At 56.4% G+C, this 21,453-nt stretch carries 19 protein-coding genes and 1 pseudogene; 12 read left to right on the top strand and 8 right to left on the bottom strand.

Features of this window, described 5'->3' with window-relative positions:
• Positions 1-2 precede the first annotated feature (2 nt).
• The 4 genes from AC07P6_RS14560 to AC07P6_RS14545 all read right to left on the bottom strand — a co-directional run bounded on the left by AC07P6_RS14560 (position 3) and on the right by AC07P6_RS14545 (position 3,139).
• Positions 3-2,159, bottom strand: coding sequence for a putative bifunctional diguanylate cyclase/phosphodiesterase (locus AC07P6_RS14560; RefSeq protein WP_478316767.1), 2,157 nt, complete (start codon positions 2,157-2,159; stop codon positions 3-5).
• A 105-nt stretch (positions 2,160-2,264) separates the two neighbouring features.
• Positions 2,265-2,594, bottom strand: a complete 330-nt coding sequence (mdtI, locus tag AC07P6_RS14555; RefSeq protein WP_181486065.1) for a multidrug/spermidine efflux SMR transporter subunit MdtI — start codon at positions 2,592-2,594, stop codon at positions 2,265-2,267.
• Complete coding sequence (gene mdtJ / locus AC07P6_RS14550; RefSeq protein ID WP_182239095.1) at positions 2,581-2,943, bottom strand: multidrug/spermidine efflux SMR transporter subunit MdtJ; 363 nt, start codon at positions 2,941-2,943, stop codon at positions 2,581-2,583. Before mdtJ ends, mdtI begins: the two co-directional genes overlap by 14 nt.
• Positions 2,944-3,058: 115 nt before the next feature.
• A complete protein-coding gene (locus AC07P6_RS14545; RefSeq protein WP_475700985.1) occupies positions 3,059-3,139 on the bottom strand; it encodes a hypothetical protein in 81 nt (26 codons plus the stop codon).
• A 325-nt stretch (positions 3,140-3,464) separates the two neighbouring features.
• Between AC07P6_RS14545 and AC07P6_RS14540 the strand changes: the two genes are divergently transcribed.
• From AC07P6_RS14540 to mdcH, 9 genes are all read left to right on the top strand, one after another.
• Entirely contained in the window at positions 3,465-4,499 is a 1,035-nt protein-coding gene (locus AC07P6_RS14540) for an AI-2E family transporter (RefSeq protein WP_181486064.1), read from the top strand.
• A 601-nt stretch (positions 4,500-5,100) separates the two neighbouring features.
• A complete protein-coding gene (mdcA, locus tag AC07P6_RS14535) occupies positions 5,101-6,756 on the top strand; it encodes a malonate decarboxylase subunit alpha (protein WP_434663483.1) in 1,656 nt (551 codons plus the stop codon).
• Positions 6,756-7,598 (top strand): triphosphoribosyl-dephospho-CoA synthase, encoded by an 843-nt coding sequence (locus AC07P6_RS14530; protein ID WP_478316766.1) that lies wholly within the window; start codon positions 6,756-6,758, stop codon positions 7,596-7,598. The genes mdcA and AC07P6_RS14530 overlap by 1 nt, the downstream gene beginning before the upstream one ends.
• A 17-nt stretch (positions 7,599-7,615) precedes the next feature.
• A complete protein-coding gene (mdcC, locus tag AC07P6_RS14525; protein WP_142463105.1) occupies positions 7,616-7,915 on the top strand; it encodes a malonate decarboxylase acyl carrier protein in 300 nt (99 codons plus the stop codon).
• Positions 7,908-8,741, top strand: a complete 834-nt coding sequence (locus AC07P6_RS14520) for a biotin-independent malonate decarboxylase subunit beta (protein WP_478316764.1) — start codon at positions 7,908-7,910, stop codon at positions 8,739-8,741. Before mdcC ends, AC07P6_RS14520 begins: the two co-directional genes overlap by 8 nt.
• Positions 8,741-9,541: a biotin-independent malonate decarboxylase subunit gamma gene (gene mdcE / locus AC07P6_RS14515; protein WP_142463103.1), complete on the top strand. Its 801-nt coding sequence runs from the start codon at positions 8,741-8,743 to the stop codon at positions 9,539-9,541. The genes AC07P6_RS14520 and mdcE overlap by 1 nt, the downstream gene beginning before the upstream one ends.
• Before the next feature lie 130 nt (positions 9,542-9,671).
• Complete coding sequence (locus tag AC07P6_RS14510; RefSeq protein WP_478316763.1) at positions 9,672-10,631, top strand: AEC family transporter; 960 nt, start codon at positions 9,672-9,674, stop codon at positions 10,629-10,631.
• Between the two features lie 2 nt (positions 10,632-10,633).
• Positions 10,634-11,254, top strand: coding sequence for a malonate decarboxylase holo-ACP synthase (locus AC07P6_RS14505; protein ID WP_478316761.1), 621 nt, complete (start codon positions 10,634-10,636; stop codon positions 11,252-11,254).
• Complete coding sequence (gene mdcH / locus AC07P6_RS14500; protein ID WP_478316759.1) at positions 11,251-12,153, top strand: malonate decarboxylase subunit epsilon; 903 nt, start codon at positions 11,251-11,253, stop codon at positions 12,151-12,153. Before AC07P6_RS14505 ends, mdcH begins: the two co-directional genes overlap by 4 nt.
• Here the strand turns inward: mdcH and AC07P6_RS14495 are convergent.
• The 4 genes and pseudogenes from AC07P6_RS14495 to AC07P6_RS14480 form a co-directional block, all read right to left on the bottom strand.
• Positions 12,143-13,069 (bottom strand): annotated as a pseudogene (locus tag AC07P6_RS14495) (LysR family transcriptional regulator). The gene mdcH and the pseudogene AC07P6_RS14495 sit on opposite strands and share 11 nt — an antisense overlap.
• Before the next feature lie 130 nt (positions 13,070-13,199).
• Complete coding sequence (locus tag AC07P6_RS14490; RefSeq protein WP_478316758.1) at positions 13,200-14,375, bottom strand: multidrug effflux MFS transporter; 1,176 nt, start codon at positions 14,373-14,375, stop codon at positions 13,200-13,202.
• 265 nt (positions 14,376-14,640) lie between these two features.
• The gene (gene mqo / locus AC07P6_RS14485; RefSeq protein ID WP_478317006.1) at positions 14,641-16,251 is read right to left on the bottom strand and encodes a malate dehydrogenase (quinone); all 1,611 of its coding nucleotides are present in this window, start codon (positions 16,249-16,251) and stop codon (positions 14,641-14,643) included.
• A 303-nt stretch (positions 16,252-16,554) separates the two neighbouring features.
• Positions 16,555-17,295, bottom strand: coding sequence for an SDR family NAD(P)-dependent oxidoreductase (locus AC07P6_RS14480; RefSeq protein WP_478316757.1), 741 nt, complete (start codon positions 17,293-17,295; stop codon positions 16,555-16,557).
• A 107-nt stretch (positions 17,296-17,402) separates the two neighbouring features.
• Between AC07P6_RS14480 and AC07P6_RS14475 the strand changes: the two genes are divergently transcribed.
• The 3 genes from AC07P6_RS14475 to dcuR all read left to right on the top strand — a co-directional run bounded on the left by AC07P6_RS14475 (position 17,403) and on the right by dcuR (position 20,763).
• Positions 17,403-18,299 (top strand): LysR family transcriptional regulator, encoded by an 897-nt coding sequence (locus tag AC07P6_RS14475; protein WP_304259523.1) that lies wholly within the window; start codon positions 17,403-17,405, stop codon positions 18,297-18,299.
• Positions 18,300-18,427: 128 nt separating this feature from the next.
• Entirely contained in the window at positions 18,428-20,047 is a 1,620-nt protein-coding gene (locus AC07P6_RS14470; RefSeq protein WP_478316756.1) for a sensor histidine kinase, read from the top strand.
• The gene (gene dcuR, locus AC07P6_RS14465) at positions 20,044-20,763 is read left to right on the top strand and encodes a two-component system response regulator DcuR (RefSeq protein ID WP_478316754.1); all 720 of its coding nucleotides are present in this window, start codon (positions 20,044-20,046) and stop codon (positions 20,761-20,763) included. Before AC07P6_RS14470 ends, dcuR begins: the two co-directional genes overlap by 4 nt.
• The last annotated feature ends 690 nt before the right edge of the window (positions 20,764-21,453 follow it).

Below are 21,453 nucleotides of genomic sequence, written 5' to 3'. Positions count from 1 at the left end.
GGTCAGCCCTGCTGCTGGCGCAGCTGTAGTAAAGAAGCGACGGGCATCGGCTCGCTGAAATAGAACCCCTGCAATCTGTCGCATCCCGCACGACGCAGCAGCGCCAGCTGTTGCTGATTTTCAACGCCTTCCGCCACTACCGTAATGCCTAGCGCCCCGGCAATACGCACGGTACCGCGTACCAGCTCCGCCGCCTGGGTATCGACATCCACCAGCCCGGCCAGCGATTTATCAATTTTGAGGCTGTCAAAGCTGAAGCTGCGTAAATAACCGATGCTTGAGTATCCGGTACCGAAATCATCCAGCGCCACCGCAATGCCCAGCGATTTTAAATTCTCAATCGCCGCTCTCGCGCGATCGGGATTTTCCAGAACATAGCTCTCGGTGATCTCAAGCTGTAATCGGCGGGCTGGGAAATGGCAGCGTCCAAGCACCTGTACCACTCGCGACTCAAATTCCGGGTCACGGAACTGCGCCGGTGAAATATTCACCGACAGCAGCAGGTCACCCATCGGCTGCAGGTCACAGCAGGCGCGATAGAGGACAAACTGGCCGAGGGCGTAGATCAGGCCGCTGCTCTCGGCAATGCCGATAAACGCATCCGGCGGTAGCGCCCCTTGAGGGCGTCGCGGCCAGCGCAGCAGCGCTTCCACTCCTTCCATCACCAGCGTGTCGGCGTTGACTATCGGCTGATACCAGACATCAAACTCTTCATTTTCCAGCCCCTGACGGATGCCGTTTTCGATATTGAGCTGATATTGCCGCGCGTCGCTAAGCGCTTCGTCATACCAGGTTGTGCGCCCTTTGCCGGTTTTCTTCGAGTGGTACATGGCAATATCGGCACGACGAAACAGCTCGGTACTGGAACAGGTCGCCGGAACGCCGCTGGCGATACCGATACTGGCGCTGATATAGATTTTGCGATCGTTTAAGGTGACGGGGGCTTTCAGCATTTCCAACACCGCCCAGGCAAATGCCGACGCCTGATTGACCGCCAGCTCCCCGCTGATTGTCATCGCGAACTCATCGCCGCCCATCCGCGCCAGCATCCCACCAGAAGGAACGCGCTCCCGCAATTCTTTCGCAATATAGGTGATCAGCGCATCGCCAACATCATGGCCATAATTATCATTGACGTCTTTGAAGCCGTCGAGGTCGATAAATACCACGCTTTGCGTTTCATACTGCGATTTTTCGCAGACCTGATTAAGCCGCTCGATCAGCGCCCTACGGTTGGGCAAGCGGCTGAGCCAGTCGGTCATGGCGATATTGCGCGCCAGCTTTTCGCCGCGCGCCAGCTTGTACAGCCCAAGGCTACTAAAGAGAATAAACAGCAGGATCAACCCCGCCGCTACCGCAGCAATCAGCCGAATGCTGTTCGATGCCGCTTTTGAGGCTTCTGCACCGGGGAGCCGGGGCTGCCAGCTAAGATAACCAACGATTTCCCCGGCCTGAGTGAGCAGCGGAATGCTGTATTCGCCGCCGGTCAGCGTGACATGTAGATTACGAATCTGAAACGTATCCCCCAGGCGTTCGAGCATTTGCGGGTTGATATGGCGGGTGATCACCAGGTAGCGGCGGGTGTCATCATAAACCTGCAAACGCCCGACCGTTGGGCGAATCAGGCCGATACCCACAAAGGCAATCCCCGCGCGGGTGCGCGTAATCCCGGCAAAGGCACTTTTACCGCTGCGTAGCTCTCCAGCATGTTGCGTAATAAGCGTCTGGAAACCGCTGCCTAAAAATTGCGTATCCTGCTCAGTAAAGGACTGGCTGCGGAACGATCCCCACAGTACGTGGTGGTTCTGGTCCAGCACGAACGTGCCGTCATAGAGATTATTAATTTTAAAGCCCGACCCCCATGAGTTGTAGAGCCATTTCGGATCGAGTTTAGTGGCATAGGCCTGAGTGACCGCGTCGTCCCAGATAGAATTATCCAGCACCAGGGACAGCACGCGGTTGACCGAGGTCTGTACTGCGCCATTCACCGATAGCACCGAGCGATGCTTGTCGATTTCGTTGGCTTTGAGGCCTATCAGATGTTGAGAGAGATAGAGTAGAGAAATAACAGACACGATTAAGCCGACCCCGGCGAGGACGATCATGACGGAAAGCGTTCTGGCGGAGGGAATATTGCGCCAACCTAACGAGTGAATCATGTTCTGTCCTCATCACGGCCAGCCGGGAGATGCGCCGAACTGGCTCTTTTTAAAGCGTAATACAGAGAACAGATTTTGCTGCCCGCATTCGCGAGCAGCATCACATCAGGCAAGTTTAATTAATACCATGCCTGCCACCAGCAGGATAAGTCCGGCCCAGCCTTTATAATTCAGACGTTGACCAAACAGCACCCAACCAGCAGCAATGGTTGCCGCAATGCCGAAACCGCCCCACAGCGCGTAGGCCACCGACAGGTCAATCCCCTTGACCGCCTGCGAAAGCGCGCTAAATGCGCCAAGGACCGCAGCCAGCGACATTACGCCGTAGAATTTACGCCGGAACCCGTCGGAAAACTTCAGAAAAACGTTCGCGATGATTTCCAGCACAATCGCCAGCGCCAGCCAGGCGCCATGAACCCACTCAAACTGTTGCATGAGTTCTCTCCTTGCGCTGTTTCACCGTTTTTTGCGTCCCGGACTTGATTAATACGATCCCGGCGACCAGGGTGACCAGGCCAGCAATTTTTATCGCCGATAGCGTCTCATCAAACAACAGCACGCTGAAAATAGTGATCAGTAAAATACCGATCCCTTCCCATAGGGCGTAGGCTACGCCAAGGGCGATTTTTTTGACCGCGAAGGCCAGAAAAATATATGAAAGGGCAATCATCACCAGCATCAAAATAAAGCCAGTATGTCCACCGCTTACGCTAGCCCATTTCATCGATAGCGTGCCGGTAATTTCAGCAACGATAGCTAAAGCTAATAAAATCCAATAAAACATGATCCCTTCTCCTGCTTGAGAATATAATCCACAGCGGCTTACTCGAGTAAACCGGAAAAATTCTGACGTTATTTTAGCCGTGCGCAGCGCGCCAGCTCAGGCAGAGAGAAGAAGACTAAAGCGCCGAGCGCCAGTGCTGCTCGCCAAGAAAACGGGAGTGAGAGAGGGAAACTGCAGGGTGATAAGAAATAAACATCCTGAACTGATTGTCCATAAAATTACAATTATCCGCGCTATTGCTTCTCATCATTTGCGGATGAAAATTGTCCTCGGTAGTTATACACAAGCCGATTTGTACCATAATGCTACATTTAACTCAAAGTCTTTGCAGTTCTTTACCTTGGGTATTTTATTTTGATTAGTTTTTTCTGATAAAAATCGACATTATGATATCGTTCTGGCAATTCTTTATTAATGGGTCGCGTTTTTCTTTCTAGCAGATGCAACGCGTTGAGACGCCGACTTTGCCAGCGTCTACAATAAACACACATTAGAGCTCATTTTTTCTCGCAGGGAGCGGTATGGCCAAACCCATCATCACGCTTAACGGCTTAAAAATGGTCATCATGCTCGGCATGATGGTTATCATCCTGACCGGCATTCGCTTCGCGGCGGATATCATCGTCCCTTTCGTGCTGGCACTGTTTCTGGCGGTAGTGATTAACCCACTGGTTCAGCTTATGGTGCGCTGTCGGGTGCCGAGAGTGCTGGCCATTTCACTGCTGGTGGGCCTGATTGTCCTGCTTGCCGTCGTACTGCTGGCTTCGCTGGGGACTTCTCTCAATGAGCTGGCGCGTACCCTGCCGCAGTATCGCAACTATCTCTATGAACCGATGCAGACCATTGCGCCGTGGCTACAGCGCTTCGGCTTTACCGTTTCGGTGGTTGAGCTTAATAAATATATTGACCCTAACGCAGTAATGACTCTGGTCACCAGTCTGCTCACTCAGCTTTCAAACGCGATGTCCTCTATCTTCCTGCTGCTGCTGACGGTGGTGTTTATGCTGCTGGAAGTCCCGCAGCTACCCGCCAAGCTGCAACAGCTGATGTCGCGACCGGTGGAAGGCATGGGGGCGATTCAGCGCGCCCTCGACAGTGTCTCCCACTACCTGGTGTTAAAAACCGCCATCAGTCTGGTAACCGGCCTGGTGGTCTGGGGAATGCTGGTGCTGCTCGATGTGCGTTTTGCCTTTATGTGGGGACTGTTAGCTTTCGCGCTGAATTACATTCCTAATATTGGTTCGGTTCTCGCGGCAATCCCGCCGATTTTGCAGGTGCTGGTGTTTGGCGGTTTGTACGACGCGCTGGTGGTTCTGGCGGGCTATCTGATTATCAACCTGGTGTTCGGTAACATCCTCGAACCGCGCATTATGGGCCGTGGACTGGGGTTATCAACGCTGGTGGTATTCCTGTCGTTAATTTTCTGGGGCTGGCTGCTGGGACCGGTAGGAATGCTACTATCGGTGCCGCTGACGATTATCGTCAAAATCGCCCTCGAGCAGACGGTCGCCGGGCAAAGTATTGCCTTTCTGCTGAGTGATTTGAGTAAAAACTAACGACATTGCACGCGCTTTCCCCGGAGGCGATGCTGGCGCATCTGTCCGGGCTACCTGTCCGCAAACGGCGGTGAACCCGTAGCCCGGTCAGCGCAGCGCCACCAGGAAGCAGCAGCGCCAATGCATCAGCTCCAGCACATTCCCCGGAGGCGGCGCTTGACGCACCTGTCCGGGCTACCTGTCCGCAAACGGCGGTGAACCCGTAGCCCGGTCAGCGCAGCGCCACCAGGAAGCAGCAGCGCCAATGCATCAGCTCCAGCACATTCCCCGGAGGCGGCGCTTAACGCGCCTGTCCGGGCTACCTGTCCGCAAACTGCGGTGACCCCGTAGCCCGGTCAGCGCAGCGCCACCGGGAAGCGGCAGCGCCAATGCAACAGTCCCTAAACCATGCCGACTCGGGTTCTTTTTATACACATCCCCCCCTGCTCGTAGACCAATCATTCACCTTCATTATTGATCGCCATCACATCTCTCCCCCGCCAATTATTACTCTCACGCTAACAATTCGCCGCCAGCCTTAATTGATGCCTGCCACGTCGGGACGCACACTTACTCCCACACCAGGACAATCAAAACGATTTGTCGAATCAGGAGGTTAACAATGAGTGCCGAACAAACGACCGGACGGGTCTGGAACCGTCGCCGGACGGAAAAACAGCGGCGACTGGCCGAGGCTAAGATCTCAGGTAAAGTCATTCCCACCGACCAGCTGGTTGCGGTTCTGGAACATTTGCTGGCTCCCGGCGACCGGGTGGTGCTGGAAGGCAACAACCAGAAACAGGCCGATTTCCTCTCGCGGATGCTGGCGGAAGTCAACCCGCAAAAAATCCACGACCTGCATATGATTATGCCGAGCGTCGGGCGCAGCGAGCATCTGGATCTCTTCGAAAAGGGCATCGCACGCAAGCTCGATTTCTCCTTCTCCGGCACCCAAAGCCTGCGCATTTCGCAACTGCTGGAAGATGGTCTGCTGGAAATTGGTGCCATTCACACCTATATCGAACTTTATTCCCGCCTGTACGTCGACCTGTCGCCGAACGTCGCACTGATTGCCGGTTTCAAAGCCGACCGCAAAGGTAATCTCTACACCGGGGCAAGTACCGAAGATACTCCGGCGCTGGTTGAAGCCGCCGCTTTCCATGACGGCATCGTCATTGCGCAGGTTAACGAACTGGTCGACGACGAATGCGACCTGCCGCGCGTCGATATCCCCGGTTCGTGGATTGACTACGTCGTTGTCGCCGACAAACCGTTCTTTATCGAACCGCTGTTTACCCGCGACCCGCGCCTGATTAAGCAAGAACATATTCTGATGGCGATGATGGCGATTAAAGGCATCTACGCTGAGCATCAGGTGCAGTCACTGAACCACGGCATCGGCTTTAACACCGCTGCCATCGAACTGCTGCTGCCCACCTACGGCGAGCAGCTCGGCCTGAAGGGCAAAATCTGTAAACACTGGACCCTGAACCCGCATCCGACGCTCATCCCGGCGATTGAGAGCGGCTGGGTGGAGAGCGTGCACTGCTTCGGCGGCGAACTGGGGATGGAAGAGTACATCCGCGCCCGCCCTGACGTGTTCTTTACCGGCGCAGATGGCTCCATGCGCTCCAACCGCGCCTTCTGCCAGCTGGCAGGCCAGTACGCGGTGGATATGTTTATCGGCTCGACGCTCCAGGTGGATGGCTACGCCAACTCCTCAACCGTCACCCGCGGGCGTCTTTCCGGCTTCGGCGGTGCGCCGAATATGGGCCATGACCCGCACGGTCGTCGTCACGCCACCCCGGCCTGGCTGAATATGATTACCGAACCGGACCCAATGCAGCGCGGCAAAAAGCTGGTGGTGCAGATGGTGGAAACCTTCCAGGCGGGCGTTAAACCAACCTTCGTAGAAAAACTGGATGCCATTGAAGTGGCGAAAACCTCCGGAATGCCGCTGGCGCCAGTAATGATTTACGGCGATGACGTCACCCATGTGCTGACCGAAGAAGGCATCGCTTATCTCTATCGCGCGGAAAGTCTTGAGGAGCGCCGGGCGATGGTCGCTGCGGTGGCCGGGATCACCGATATCGGCCTCGGCGTTGACGCCAAACGCGTAGCCGACCTACGCCGCAGCGGAAAAGTCGTTTACCCGGAAGATATCGGTATTCGCCGTAGCGACGCCACCCGTTCGTTGCTGGCCGCTGGCAGCGTCGCCGACCTGGTGGAATGGTCCGACGGCCTGTACAACCCACCGGCAAAATTCCGGAGCTGGTAATGAAAAACCTCTCTCCCCAACTCGCAGAAACCCGGGCCCAGCGTCTGGCGCAAATCGCCAGCGACTGCCTGATCGACGAAGCGCGCCTTAGCCCAAAACCGGGCCTGGTTGATAGCCGTGGCAACGGCGCGCATCAGGACCTGAATCTGGCGCTAATGGAACGCTCGGCCCACAGCCTGACACCGACTTTTCACGCGCTGGCGCAGCAAAGCTGGCTGCGCCCGGTTGATATCGCCCTGCGCGAGACCGTGGGTCGTCTGGGCCGTGAAGGCGAAGCGCAGATGATGCAGGCGACGGCGGGGGTCAACACCCATCGCGGCGCTATCTGGGCCCTTGGCCTGCTGGTCAGCGCAACGGCCATGCTGGGGGGAAAAGGTCATTCACAGAAAATCGCGGAAACTGCCGCCGCCCTCGCCCGTTTGCCGGACGCGTGCGCGCCGAAGACCTTTAGTAAAGGTCTGCGCGCCAGCCGCCGCTGGCAGGTGCCGGGTGCGCGTGAAGAGGCGCAGTGCGCTTTTCCGCACATCACCACCCTGGCGCTGCCGCAGCTACTGCGCAGCCGGGCACAGGGGGCCAGCGAAGAGCAAGCCCGCCTCGACGCGCTGATAGCGATTATGACTTCGCTCAGCGATACCTGCGTGCTCTCCCGCGCCGGAATGGCGGGACTTGACGCCATGCAGCAAGGCGCAGCCGGGGTGCTAACCGCCGGAGGATGTGCGACAGCTGCGGGCCGAGCCGCTCTGGCGCGACTTGATGCCCAGATGCTGGCGCAGAACGCCTCGCCGGGTGGCGCTGCGGATCTGCTTGCCGCCACCCTGTTTCTCGACCGGGTTTCCGCCTAACGCATTCAGAGGATGTTATGGAACAGATCAAATTGTCATTTCCTGCCAACCGCGCCCTCAGCGGCAAAGCGCTGGCAGGCGTTGTAGGCTCCGGGGATATGGAAGTGCTCTATACCGCCGGACAGAGCGACACGCTCAACGTAGAAATCACCACCTCGGTGGACAACAGCCAGGCGCGCTGGAACGCGCTGTTCGACCGCCTGAACCTGGTTAACGGCCTGCCCGGCGGGCTGCTGGTTATCCACGATTTCGGCGCCACGCCGGGCGTGGCGCGTATCCGTATTGAACAGGTTTTTGAGGAGGTGGCTCATGCGTAACGATCGCAGCTTTATCGAATTACGTGCCCGCGAACGCGCCCGCATCCTGCTGGACGACGGTAGCTATCGCGAGCTGCTCGACCCGTTCGAAGGCATCATGTCGCCGTGGCTAGGCGCGCAGGGTATCGTCCCGCAGTCCGATGACGGCATGGTGGTAGCGAAAGGTACCATTAACGGTCAACCCGCGGTGGTGATCGCCATCGAAGGCACCTTCCAGGGCGGCAGCATGGGCGAAGTCTCCGGCGCGAAAATGGCCGCCGCGCTTGAACTGGCGGCGGAAGATAACCGCAACGGTATCCCCACCCAGGCGGTGCTGTGTCTGGAAACCGGCGGCGTGCGTCTGCAGGAGGCCAACCTGGGCCTTGCCACTATCGCCGATATTCATGCCGCGATTGTCGACCTGCGTCGCTACACCCCGGTGGTCGGTATTATCACCGGCACCGTCGGCTGCTTCGGTGGGATGTCCATCGCCGCAGCGCTGTGCAGCTACCTGATTGTCACTCGTGAAGCGCGCCTGGGGCTCAACGGGCCACAGGTTATCGAACAGGAAGCAGGCATTGAAGAGTATGACTCCCGCGACCGTCCGTTTATCTGGAGCATGACCGGCGGCGAAATTCGCTACGCCAGCGGCCTGGTGGATGCGCTGGTGGGTGACGGCGTCAACGCGGTGAAAACGGCGATGAACGAGGCGATTGCCCAGGGCGTACCGGCCCAGCATCGCAGCGACAAATATGATGATTTCCTGACCCGTTTGACCCACTTCGATACCCGCCAGCAGGCGGATACCGCGCAGATCAAACAGCTATTCGCCCGGGAGGAGAAATAATGAGTCAGTTCACTAATCGCGCCGCGCTGTGGCTAAACCAGCTGGCACCGAATGCCCCGCTGATGAGCGGTCTGTGCCCGTCAGTACAGGTTGCCGATGCCGATTTTAACGGCGAGTCCGTGCGTTTTATCGCCGTGGTGCCGGATGCTAATAACCACTACCCGCGCGCCGCTCAGGGCGAAGTTGGCCTGCTTGAAGGCTGGACGCTGGCGAAAGTGGTTAACGAAACGATCGACGCCGATGCGGATAACCCGGTGAAGCGCCCAATCATTGCGGTTATCGATGTGCCCAGCCAGGCCTATGGTCGCCGCGAAGAGGCCTTCGGTATTCATCAGGCACTGGCCGGTGCGGCAGGCGCTTATGCCAAAGCGCGTCTTGCTGGTCACCCGGTGATTGGCCTGATTGTCGGCAAAGCGATGTCCGGGGCGTTTCTGGCCCACGGCTACCAGGCCAACCGCCTGATCGCCTTTAACGACAGCGGCGTGCTGGTTCATGCTATGGGCAAAGAGTCTGCCGCGCGGATCACCCTGCGTACTGTTGAGGCGCTGGAGAAACTGGCGGCAACTATTCCGCCGATGGCCTATGACGTCAGCAACTACGCAACGCTCGGCCTGCTCTCCGCCCTGCTCGACATCAGCAATCCGGATGCCCCTGACGCCCGCGACCTGACGCTGGTCACCACCACCCTGCGCGACGCCATCGCTGACGCCCGCCAGGATGCCACCCTGAAGTGCCGCCTGGGCGCGGAGAACCGTCGTAGTTCCCAACAGGTGCGCGATCGCATGCGCGCCAGCTGGTAGTCAGTCCCAAGTAAAAGAAAACCTGCCGGAAGCAGCCACCCAAAGGCACTTATCGAGTGTCTTTGGGGAGAGTCTGCTTTTAGAAATTATAACAATCGCGCCAGTACTCTATTCTATTTACAGGTGATTTATGACTTATGTGATTATTCATGCTCTTGCGCCGATTTTTGTCATCATGCTGCTGGGCTTCTGGGCCGGTAAGGCCAAAATGGTCGATAACAAAAACGTCTCGCTGCTCAACATTTTCGTGATGGATTTCGCCCTGCCCGCGACGCTGTTCAGCGCCACGGTACAGACACCGTGGGGCGGCATCGTCGCCCAATCACCGCTGGTGCTGGTGCTCACCGGCGCGATGTGGATTACCTACGCGGCCATCTACTTCCTCGCCACCCGCCTCTTTAAGCGCTCACCGCAGGATGCCGCCGTGCTGACCCTGACCGTGGCGCTGCCTAACTACGCTGCGCTCGGCCTGCCGATTCTTGGCAGCGTGCTCGGCGAAGGTGCGTCAACCTCGCTCTCGGTCGCCGTGTCTATTGCCTGCGGCTCGGTATTGATGACGCCGTTCTGTCTGCTGATTCTGGAACGTGAAAAAGCGCTGGCAGCCGGAGAAAACAGCGGTTCAACGCTGGCGATGCTGCCGGTATTGATGTGGCGTTCGGTGAAAAAACCAATTGTCTGGGGCCCGCTACTGGGGGTAGTACTTTCCGCCATCGGTATCAAAATGCCGGACCTGCTGCTCTCCTCCATTAAACCGCTGGGCCTGGCGGCAACCGCCGCAGCGCTGTTCCTGACCGGGGTGATCCTGTCGGCGCGTAAGCTGCAGCTCAATACGCTGATCGCCACATCGACCATCGTCAAACTGCTGGTGCAACCGTTTATTGCCTGGGGTCTGGTGATGCTGCTCGGTCTGCATGGCTCCATCGCCATCACCGCGATTCTGATGATTGCCCTGGCGGCCGGTTTCTTCGGCGTGGTGTTCGGTAACCGCTTTGGCGTGCAGTCGCCGGATGCGGAAGCTGTGCTGCTGTTAAGCTCGGTTCTGTGTATCCTGTCGCTGCCGCTGTTTATCACTTTAACTTCAGGGATCTAACGATGTCATCAACGCCGCGTCCTCACGATTTAGTCTGGTTGAATCATGCCTGTGCGCTGGAGGCCACCGAGGAACTCTGGGTCGCCCAGCACTGGCGAGTCAGCCTGCCTGTGGTGGTCCGACGCGACGTTGATGCCGATGCCCGCATTCCGGTGGGCGTGCGGGGTATGAAGCGCGAACAGCGGGCGGCGGGTTGGGTACGGATGGAGAATATCGTTCGTACCATCAGCCCGGAAACGCTCGCCGACCGCCAGCTGCTTCTGCGCTCGCCGTTTGTCTCTCAGCCGCCGCTACAGGCGGCTATTTCACTGACCCTGCACGACTGGCCGTGGCGTTGGGGCATTACCGGCAGCACCGGCTACGCGCTGGCCACCGAAATTCCCGTTCTCCACGCCACCAGCGATCTGGATCTACTCATTCGCGCCCCGCAGCCTGTGGCCCGCGAGGCATTGCTCGAATGGCAATCCCGCGTCGCCCAGTTGCCCTGCCGGGCGGATACCCAGGTTGAAACGCCAGCCGGAGCTTTCGCACTTAACGAGTGGCTGCGCGATGGCCGCGCCCTGCTGAAGACGTCCCACGGCGCGCGTCTTACCAAGACGCCGTGGAACAGGGAGGAAGCATGAAAATTCTCTTTACCTTTCCCGGTCAGGGAAACCAGCATTCAAGTATGCTCGCCGCTATCCCCGATAGCCAGAATATTATGGCTGAAGCGCGCGCCGTGCTTGGCGATGAAGTCGATATTTTAGATAGCGCCGCCGCGTTACAACATACCCGCGCGGTGCAGTTGTGCCTGTTAATTACCGGTGTTGCCTGGGCGCGGGAGCTTCAGCGCCAGGGCGTAAACCCGGACATGGTCAGCGGCCTGTCGATCGGCGCTTTCCCGGCAGCGGTGATTGCCGATGCGCTGGACTTCGCCGACGCCCTGCGTCTGGTGGCGCTACGCGGCGATTTAATGGAGCAAGCTTATCCTCACGGCTACGGGCTTACCGCCATTATGGGCCTGACGCTCGACAGCGTAGAAAAGCTGATTGCCGACAGCGAGCTGTATATCGCCAACCTTAACGCCGAAACGCAGATAGTGATTGCCGGGCGCGACGAAGAGATGGCGCGAGTGGCACAGCTGGCGCTGAAGGCGGGAGCCAGCAAAGCGCAGCGGCTGGCGGTCAGCGTACCGTCGCACTGCGCGCTGCTGGATAAACCGGCGGCGGAGCTGGCGAAGGCCTTTTCTGCCATCACGCTCAAGCACCCACGCTGCGCGTATTTGAGCGGCTCCACGGCGCGCGTGCTCTGGGACCCGCGGAAAATCGCCGACGATCTGGCGCTGAATATGGCGCGTACCGTGCGCTGGCAGGAGGCGATGGTTGCCGCCGATGAGCGCGAGGCGCGGCTGGCAATTGAGATGCCGCCGGGCGGCGTTCTGACCTGTCTCACCCGCCAGGCGGGCTGGCAAGGAGAGAGCATTTCGCTGGAGTGCAGCGGCATGGAAGTCGCTCGTCACCTGGCTATCCGGCTTAATGGTTAAGGCTGCGGGCGTACATGCGCCCTTCTGCCGCCAGCGCCAGCAGGTCGGCGTCGCGTTCGCGATGATGTGAATAGACAATCGAAATCAGCTGGCGCATCTGATATGGCTCCGCCAGCTTCAACAGCTGTACGTCGTTTTCATAGACTTTTTTCATGCGTCCCGGCAGCAGCGCAAACCCCACCCCCGCCTGCACCAGGCTAATCATTGAAAAGATGTCGTTAACCCGGGTGACAATTTCCGGCTCAAATCCGGCTACCTGAAACGCATCCTGAAAGCCCGCATAGGTGGCAAACCCTTCCGCCAGCGAGACAAACTTACGCTCAGCGTAATCGCGCAGCTCGGCAGGTTGGCTGGTATCCAGTTGCTCCGTTGCCGGGGCAGCTAGGAAAATATCATCCTCGAAAAGCGGGACCACATCAAAAGCGGAATTGCTGAACTCACCTTCGTTGGTGGCAATCAGAATCGCATCCAGCGCATCATCTTCCAGCATATCCAGCAGCATCTGATTCGAGCCCATAGTGAGATCCAGCTCCAGCTCAGGACGGCGCAGCTTCATGCCCATAATAATGCGCGGCACGGTTTCCAGCGTCAGGGAGTAAAGCGTACCGATGCGCAGCCGCCCCTGTCCAACGCCCGCCACTTTGCGCGTTGCTTCCAGTCCCCGAGTCATCAGGCTCATCACGTCCTAGCAGTATTCAAGCAGCGTCCACGCCGCCGGGAGCGGTAACAGATTCCGTCCTTTATGGATAAAAAGCGGACAGCCCACCCCCTCTTCCAGGGTGTGCAGCGCCCGATGAACGCTAACGCCGCTCAGCTGCATCGCCTCTGCGGTTCTGGCGATATTGCCCTTCACCATAAACATCATAAAAACCGACAGCTTGCGGAAGGTGATCTCCTGATTAATGTCGTCTTTCATTGCATTGCGCCCCGCACTTCGGTCTTTATTTGTATTTTCTTTTGTGATTTCAAGACAGTATAAACGCAATTAACGATTGAAGTATTAGCCGAAACCGGGATATACGCGCAGAGACATAGATTATTGCAATTTACTGATTTCGCCAGGCCAGCAGCAGGCTGGCGAGGGTAAAGGCTGCCATGATCCACGCCATCGTCCATGGCGTACCGTCACGCAGCCACGCCAGCAGTAACGAAGAAATAATCCCGCTGCCGTACTGCAATGAGCCAATCAGCGCGGAGGCCGAGCCAGCAAACGCCCCTGCCTCATCCAGCGCCGCGGCGGTAGAGGTGGCGGCAATCACGCCGTTCATCGAGAAAAAGAGGAACACGCTGGCCACTATCAGACCAATACCGCCAATTTGCAGCCTGACGCCCGTCGCCAGTATCACGACGGCTAGCGCGGCAACCGCCAGCGATATTTTCAGCAGCGAGCTCAGGGCGTGGCGCTGAACCAGACGGCGGTTTACCACGCTCATCGCCATAACCCCAATAATATTCACCGCGAACAGCCAGCCGTAATGCTGCGGCGCAACGCCGTAGTAACGAATATAGACATCCGGCGAACCGGTAATAAAGGCATAGGCGGCGACGTAGAAAAAGGTCAGGCTCAGGGTGTAGCGCATAAAAGTCGCGTTTTTCAACAGCTGACCATAATTGCGAAATGCCCCCAGCATTGAGCCCTGCTGACGACGTTCCGGCGGCAGGGTTTCCGGCAGCCAGCGCAGCGCGATAAACATCAGCGCGCCAATCACTGCCAACAGCCAGAAGATAGCGTGCCAGCTGGTGACTTTAATCATCTGCCCGCCGATTAGCGGCCCGGCAATCGGCGCAATAGCCATCACGATAGTTAAAGTTGAAAGCATCTGCGCCGCCCGGCCGCGGGCAAAGAGATCGCGCACCATCGCCCGCGCCAGCATTGGTCCGGTGCAGGCTCCCAGTGCCTGGAAGACGCGCCAGAAGACAATTTGATCGATAGTAGTCGACAGCGCACAGCCAGCAGAACCGATAATAAACAGTACCATGCCGATAAACAGCGGCATTCGTCGTCCGAGGCGGTCGCTAATTGGGCCCCAAACCAGCTGCGCAAGGGCAAAACCAATCAGAAAACCGGTGATAGTCAGTTCAGCGTCGCCCTGTAATTCGGCAGCCATTACCGGCATCGCCGGCAGGTAGATATCCGTAGAGAGCGAGGTGAACGCCATCAGCCCGCTGAGAATCAGAATAAACAGCGGCCCGCTGGCTGCACGCGTTTGCGGTGAAGTCATTATTATTTCCGTTGAGGAGAGGGATTGCGATGAGGAGAGCGGCAAGTTTAGCGGGAAAGGCTCGCGGGATAATCCCTGCGAGGGGGATTGAGGTTATGAGTGAGATTCATTAATCGTGGGAGTCGAGTCGCCAACTTGTTTGGGTTACCGTGCTCGCATTTCTGTCGGGCGGCGGCTAGCGCCTTGCCCGACCTACAAAACCCAAACTCGTCCCGTAGGCCCGGTAAGGCGCTAGCCGCCACCGGGCAATTTCACAGGCGTGGGCTTAGAGCGCCATATCGTGCTGCGGCGACGCTTCCGCCTTAGGCTCTGCCGGTTTTGCGGTCATGACCGGCGCGGCGGCGTTCATCTCGATCACCGGCGGTTTGGTCAACTGCAATGCGGCAGCGGTGTCATTCCAAACCTGCTGAGTCAGCGCAACGTTGCCGTTCAGCTTCTGACCGTAGCTTGGGACGATATCGCGAATGCGGCTCTGCCATTCCGGGGAGTTAAACTGCTCCGGGAACATCTGCTTAATCACATTCAGGGTGATTGGCGCGGCGGTTGAAGCGCCCGGCGATGCACCCAGCAGCGCGGAGATGGTTTTCTGCTGATCGACCACCACTTCCGTACCCAACTTCAGCACGCCGCCCTTTTCAGCATCTCTCTTGATGATCTGCACGCGCTGGCCGGCCTGAATCAGCTTCCAGTCCTCTTTACGTGCGCTTGGGTAATACTCTCTCAACGCCGCAAAGCGGTCATCATCACTCAACATAACCTGGCTAATCAGGTATTTCACCAGGTCGAAGTTGTCCAGACCAACGTGTGTCATCGGCAGCACGTTATCGGTGGTGGTGGTGCTCAGCAGATCCAGGAACGAGCCGTTTTTAAGGAACTTGGTTGAGAAGGTGGCGAATGGCCCAAACAGCACCACGCGCTTGCCGTCGAGGAAACGGGCATCAAGATGCGGTACCGACATCGGCGGTGCGCCCACCGAGGCCTGACCATAAACTTTTTGCTGATGCTCTTTGGTCACTGCCGGATTTTCGGTCATCAGGAAGGAGCCGCCCACCGGGAAACCGGCGTAATTATCCGCTTCCGGAATACCGGTTTTTTGCAGTAATTTCAGCGCGCCGCCGCCAGCGCCGATAAAGACGTATTTAGCATCGATCGCCTGCTCTTCGCCGCTATTCACGTTTTTAATCGTCACGTGCCATGAATTATCGGCATTACGTTTAAAATCGGTCACTTCAGACGAAGTTTGCAGCGAGAAGTTGTTATTTTTCTTCAGGCTGCCGATCAGCTGGCGGGTTATTTCCCCATAGTTAACGTCGGTACCCACCGGCGTCCATGTCGCCGCGACTCTTTGCTGCGGATCGCGACCTTCCATAACCAGCGGCGCCCATTGCTTTATTTGCGCGTGATCGGTGGAGAATTTCATCCCCTGGAATAAAGTGGTTTGCTGCAAGGCGGTATAACGTTTTTGCAGATAATCCACGTTATCACCCCAGACGAAACTCATATGCGGGGTGGAATTAATAAATGCATGCGGATCGTGCAAAATGCCGCGTTTGACCTGCGCCGTCCAGAACTGACGGGAGATCATAAACTGCTCGTTAATATCCAGCGCTTTGCTGACGTCGATAGAGCCATCCGGGCGTTCCGGCGTGTAGTTCAGCTCCATGTTAGCGGAGTGCCCGGTCCCGGCGTTGTTCCAGCCGTTCGAGGACTCCAGCGCAACGCCATCTAACTTCTCAACCATCACCTGTTTCCACTCCGGCTGTAATTCGTGCAGCCAGGTCCCCAGCGACGCGCTCATAATGCCGCCGCCAATCAACAGGAAATCGGTTTTTTTCGAGGTATCGTCATTTGCATATGTCGCCGAACTGACGAACATCGCTAATGCGGTCATAGATATAATCGTATTTTTAATTGCAGGCATAATAGAGATATCACATAGCACAAGTGTAATAAGAGGGTGCATATTAACGCACTTTTACTTTATTTTAAAATATCATTTACACTTTCGCACACATAGTCAATTATTATTAACCTGGTTTTTTAACTTAAAAAAGTAAACCAGAGATTAGGCGAAGGAATATTTAACAGCAAAAACCGTCATCACGGAGAAATATATTGCTTTATATACCCCAAATAATTCGAGTTGCAGAAAGGCGGCGACGCAGGGACAAATGAAGACTCAGTACATCGCCAGTCCACCATCGACAAAATATTGGCTTCCGGTGACGAACGATGCCGCATCAGAGAGAAGAAATAGCGCCACTTCTGCCGCTTCTTCCGCCGTGCCCTGGCGGTTAAGCGCCAGCCGACTCACCACCGATGTTTCAAATTCGCGGCGAAAGTCCTGGCTCATAAAATGGCGAAAGTCGGTATCTATCGGCCCGGGAACCAGAGTATTGACGCGGATGTTTTGTGGCCCCAGCGCCGATGCCCAGCAGCGAGTCAGCGAAATTAGCGCCCCTTTCGTCGCTGAATAGAGACTTGCCGCTGCCGCCCCCTCATAAGCCGACGTCGATGCTGTCACGATAACCGAGGCCCCCGCGTTAAGCGCTCCGGCAAGCGCCGCCAATTGCAGTACCGGCCCGCGCACGTTGGCCGCCATCATGCTGTCAAAGCTGTGCGGATTAACCTGCGCGGGTTCGCCGACGCCAGCATATCCGGCATTCAACCACAGGCCATCCAGTCTGCCAAAATCCTCAACCTCGCGAGCCAGCACCTCGCCTGTCGTCGGGTCGCTGGCGTCGTTATAGACCACCCGCGCCCGGTCGGAAAGCTGCCTGCACAGTGCCTCCAGCCGTTGCGGATCGCGCCCCGTCGCCAGAACATATCCCCCTTCACTATCAATCATCTTTGCCCCGGCAAGCCCGATACCGCTTGTCGCTCCGGTGACTAAAATTCGTTTCGCCGTAAATCTCGCCATTGCTGATCGCTCCTGATGGTTAATGACACTCAACGGGATGGTAACCAGCAGGGGTATGTTTGATAATAGAACAATTATCAACAGGACTATTTGGGAAAACCGACATAATGCGAGGAAGTGATTTTGCTGAATTAAGAGCCTTCGCGATGGTCGTTGAGCAAGGCAGTTTCACCCGAGCCGCCGCACATCTTGGCATCACGACCTCTACCTTAAGCGCAACAATACGGCGACTCGAAGAGCGTATCGGCGTGCGCTTGCTGCACCGGACCACGCGCAGCGTCGCGCCAAGCGAAGCAGGTAAACGCATGATGCAGCGGCTCGCCCCGGCGCTAGCGGGCCTGCAGGAAGCGGTTACCGATGCGCAAACTATCGATAATCCCGCAGGCCGTTTGCGGCTCAATGTTTCACGGGTCGCCGCCATTCATTATCTGTCCCCGTTGCTCGGCGGCTTTATTCAGCGCTATCCCAATATTGAGCTGGATATTGTCACCGACGATTGCCTGATTGATATCGTCTCAGCCGGGTTCGATGCCGGCATTCGTCTGGGCGAGAAGCTCCATCAGGATATGATTGCCGTCAGGCTAAGCGGCGACCTTGAGATGAAAGTGGTCGCCTCGCCGCACTATCTGGCGCAGGCTCCACGGCCCCACAAACCGCAGGATTTATTGCAACATCGGTGTTTGACTTATCGGCGGCCCAGCGATGGCAGCGTTTATCGCTGGGAGTTTCAACGTGACAATGAAAGCTGTGAAATCGCGGTCAAAGGGCCAATTGTGGTCGATGAGCCGGAGATGCTCACCCCCATCGCACTGGCGGGAGTGGGAATCGCTTACCAGTTTGCTCATCAGGTTGACGGCTGGTTAGCGACAGGGCAGCTGGTTCAGCTCCTGCCTGAATGGACGCCCGCCTTCCCCGGCTTTTACGTTTACTACCCGAGCCGTAAGCAAATGGCGTCGCCGCTGCGGGCGTTTGTCGATTATCTGCGGGTTGAATGCGGCAAATAAGCCATAGTGGATTTGCCCGATATGCACCAACTGCTCGCTCGCAATATATTTTGCTTTTATTACACAGTTTTATGAAAGCCTTTCGTTCAGCGATAATACCACTCTATGAGTTTTACCCTGAGGTCGGAATGAACAAACTAGCTCAGCAGGCTTCGCCCGCGCGTAAACGCCCAATGAATATGAAGCTGAGCACCGCCGTGACCTTAATGATTGGCAGCGTGATTGGCTCGGTGCTGATTCTGGTTTATACCCTGTGGTTTATGCAGATCAGCGGCGCGACGCGCGACGGTGTGAAAGATACGGCGCTGGCGGTGGCGCGAACGCTGGCCGATACCCCCGAAGTCAAACGTGGTTTGGCCTTATCGCCGCAAAATAATATCATCCAGCCGCTGGCGCTGGCGGCCACCAAACGCAATGGGCTGCTGTTTGCCGTAGTCACCAATATGGACGGCATCCGCTATTCACACCCCAATAGCCAGATTATCGGTCAACCTTTTATTGGCGATGACATTCTGCCAACGCTAAAAGGTCGAGAGAACGTTGCCGTTAACCACGGCGTACTGGCCCCGGCGCTGCGGGTTTTTACGCCTGTTTTTGACGATAACCACCGGCAAATTGGCGTGGTGGCGATTGGCATTTCGCTGAGCAAAGTTGATCAGCAAATCGCTACCAGCCGCCGGGATGTAATATTGACCGTGCTGTTCAGTGCGCTGGTTTGCGCCATTGGTACCTGGAGTCTGGTTCGCGGTCTGAAGCGCGTTCTGTTGGGCCTGGAGCCGCAGGAGATATCCAACCAGTTTCAGCAGCGCCAGGCGATGCTGCACTCGTTAAAAGAGGGCGTCGTGGCGGTAGATGCTGACGGCCAGGTCACGCTGATTAACCCCGCCGCGCGCGATATCCTGTTTAACGGCCCTAATAATGACATCACCGATACGCCGCTGCTGGCGGATTTGCAGGAGGTGCTGCAAACCGGAGAACCCATTTACGATCGGGAGCTGGGCTGTAACGGCCTTCTGCTGATCAGCAACACCGTTGCGGTGCGCAGCCAGGATGACGTAGTGGGCGCAATCAGCACCTTCCGTGATAAAACCGAAGTCAGCCAACTGCTTCAGCGCCTCGATGGGATGGTGAATTACGTTGACGCCCTGCGCACCACCTCACATGAATTTATGAATAAACTGCACGTGATTCTCGGCCTGCTGAATATAAAGAGTTACGACAAGCTGGAAGAGTACGTGCTGCACACCGCCCACACTTATCAGGCGGATATTGGTGAAATCCAGAACCGCATTAAATCGCCGGTCGTCGCGGGATTTTTAATCGGCAAAATTCAGCATGCCAGGGAGCGCGGTTTTACCCTCACGCTTGCCGAAGAGAGCCTGGTGCCGGACAGCCCGAATGAAAAACAGGTAACCGTGCTGATCACCGTGCTGGGCAATTTAATCGAGAACGCGCTGGATGCTATGAGCGGCCAGGCCGAGGGCGAAGTCAGCCTGCTGTTACACTATCAGAACGGCTGGTTGAGCGGCGAAGTCAGCGATGATGGCCCCGGTATTCCACAGGCGATTATTGATGATATTTTTAATAAAGGATTCTCCACCAAAGGCGAGAATCGCGGCGTCGGGCTGTTTCTTGCCAGCCAGCAGCTTCACGAACTGGGCGGCACGCTGGCCGTCGAGTCCGAACCCGGCGTGTTTACCCAATTTTTTGTTCATCTTCCCTGGGATAGTAAGAGGAAAAGTGCGTGATAAATGTATTAATTGTTGACGATGATGCCATGGTAGCCGAACTGAACCGCCTGTACGTAGCGCGCGTCAGCGGCTTTCGCTGCAGCGGCACGGCGTCAACGCTGAGTAAAGCCAGGGAGATGATTGACGATAAGGATCTGGAGATAGACCTGGTCCTGCTGGATGTGTATATGCAGCAGGATAGCGGCCTGGATCTGCTGCCCACCATTCGCGCCTCGGGCCGCGCCATCGATGTGATTATGATTACTTCCGCCGCCGACGCCACAACGGTGCAGACGTCTATGCACTATGGCGTAGTCGACTATCTGATCAAACCCTTTCAGTTCCCGCGTTTTGAAGAGGCGCTGACCGCCTGGCGCGAAAAGCGCAAGCTGATGACCGGCCGACCCTGGTACGAACAGGCGGATGTTGATCGGCTGCTGCACGGCAGCGCGCCGGAAGCCACCGATGCGCGTAAGCTGCCAAAAGGCTTAACCTCCCAGACGCTGCGCACCCTTTGCCAGTGGATCGATGCGCACCCGGACATTGAGTTTTCCACCGACGAACTGGCGGCAGCGGTGAGTATTTCTCGGGTATCTTGCCGTAAGTATCTGATTTGGCTGGCGCAGATTAACATTCTGTATACCAGCATTCACTACGGCGCCACCGGGCGTCCGGTGTATCGCTATCATCTGATCGCCGAGCAATACGGCCTGCTTAAGCAATACTGTCAGTAAGAACCTATCTCATTAGGGCTATTTTGCTTGCCACTTTGAACCTGGGCAGTGCTCAGAATCCTCACGTACTACGTGTACGCTCCGGTTCTTCCGCGCTGTCCGTGTCCAAACTGCCTGCGCCAATAACGCCTACTGGGATAGGCTCTAAGCCGGTAGTTGTCAGGCGCATAGCTGACCCAAGGGCCCGACGGCAAAACCGCCGGGCTATTCCCTTCCTCCAGCCAGTCCCTCAACTTCATCGAAAAAACAAAACTACGGTTACCCCCCCTTTCCTCGCGAATTTCGTGCGCAAGCTCAATTACCCAGGCTTATCCGCCATTCAGCATAATCCTTCATTGCCATATGGAGCATATGGTTTTACTTACGACAATTTATTGCCGGACACGCCCTGAGGTGAAAATCAATAAATTGAAATCAACACCAATAAATCGGCATCAATATGCTTAGAAAAAATAATGATCGATACGACAAAATTAAAAATAAATTATTTTAAAATGCGTCAATAAAATAGCGTCATTAGCAATAAAATAGCGTCAATAATTTTTTGATAGCGTGAAAATAGCGCAACAGTGTAATTTTTAGTCGATATTTGAAATTTCCATTTACACATAAACAATGAAATGCATTCATTTCATATTGATATTTAAAAAGAGATTATAAAACTGCACTGATGCTTCCAGATTTAACACT

The sequence above is a fragment of the Klebsiella sp. GFKo11 genome, from assembly GCF_056490265.1.
Note: the sequence above shows the minus strand (reverse complement) of the source record. Positions and strands in the feature narration are given on the sequence as shown.

Excerpts from the sequence above, each read along its gene's own strand:
- mdtI (WP_181486065.1), bottom strand. The coding sequence starts at position 2,594 with ATGCAACAGTTTGAGTGGGTTCATGGCGCCTGGCTGGCGCTGGCGATT.
- AC07P6_RS14470 (WP_478316756.1), top strand. The coding sequence starts at position 18,428 with ATGAACAAACTAGCTCAGCAGGCTTCGCCCGCGCGTAAACGCCCAATG.
- mdtJ (WP_182239095.1), bottom strand. The coding sequence starts at position 2,943 with ATGTTTTATTGGATTTTATTAGCTTTAGCTATCGTTGCTGAAATTACC.
- mqo (WP_478317006.1), bottom strand. The coding sequence starts at position 16,251 with ATGTTCGTCAGTTCGGCGACATATGCAAATGACGATACCTCGAAAAAA.
- AC07P6_RS14560 (WP_478316767.1), bottom strand. The coding sequence starts at position 2,159 with ATGATTCACTCGTTAGGTTGGCGCAATATTCCCTCCGCCAGAACGCTT.
- AC07P6_RS14510 (WP_478316763.1), top strand. The coding sequence starts at position 9,672 with ATGACTTATGTGATTATTCATGCTCTTGCGCCGATTTTTGTCATCATG.
- AC07P6_RS14475 (WP_304259523.1), top strand. The coding sequence starts at position 17,403 with ATGCGAGGAAGTGATTTTGCTGAATTAAGAGCCTTCGCGATGGTCGTT.
- AC07P6_RS14490 (WP_478316758.1), bottom strand. The coding sequence starts at position 14,375 with ATGACTTCACCGCAAACGCGTGCAGCCAGCGGGCCGCTGTTTATTCTG.
- AC07P6_RS14520 (WP_478316764.1), top strand. The coding sequence starts at position 7,908 with ATGCGTAACGATCGCAGCTTTATCGAATTACGTGCCCGCGAACGCGCC.
- AC07P6_RS14530 (WP_478316766.1), top strand. The coding sequence starts at position 6,756 with ATGAAAAACCTCTCTCCCCAACTCGCAGAAACCCGGGCCCAGCGTCTG.
- AC07P6_RS14505 (WP_478316761.1), top strand. The coding sequence starts at position 10,634 with ATGTCATCAACGCCGCGTCCTCACGATTTAGTCTGGTTGAATCATGCC.
- mdcE (WP_142463103.1), top strand. The coding sequence starts at position 8,741 with ATGAGTCAGTTCACTAATCGCGCCGCGCTGTGGCTAAACCAGCTGGCA.
- AC07P6_RS14540 (WP_181486064.1), top strand. The coding sequence starts at position 3,465 with ATGGCCAAACCCATCATCACGCTTAACGGCTTAAAAATGGTCATCATG.
- mdcC (WP_142463105.1), top strand. The coding sequence starts at position 7,616 with ATGGAACAGATCAAATTGTCATTTCCTGCCAACCGCGCCCTCAGCGGC.
- mdcH (WP_478316759.1), top strand. The coding sequence starts at position 11,251 with ATGAAAATTCTCTTTACCTTTCCCGGTCAGGGAAACCAGCATTCAAGT.
- mdcA (WP_434663483.1), top strand. The coding sequence starts at position 5,101 with ATGAGTGCCGAACAAACGACCGGACGGGTCTGGAACCGTCGCCGGACG.
- AC07P6_RS14480 (WP_478316757.1), bottom strand. The coding sequence starts at position 17,295 with ATGGCGAGATTTACGGCGAAACGAATTTTAGTCACCGGAGCGACAAGC.
- AC07P6_RS14545 (WP_475700985.1), bottom strand. The coding sequence starts at position 3,139 with ATGTTTATTTCTTATCACCCTGCAGTTTCCCTCTCTCACTCCCGTTTT.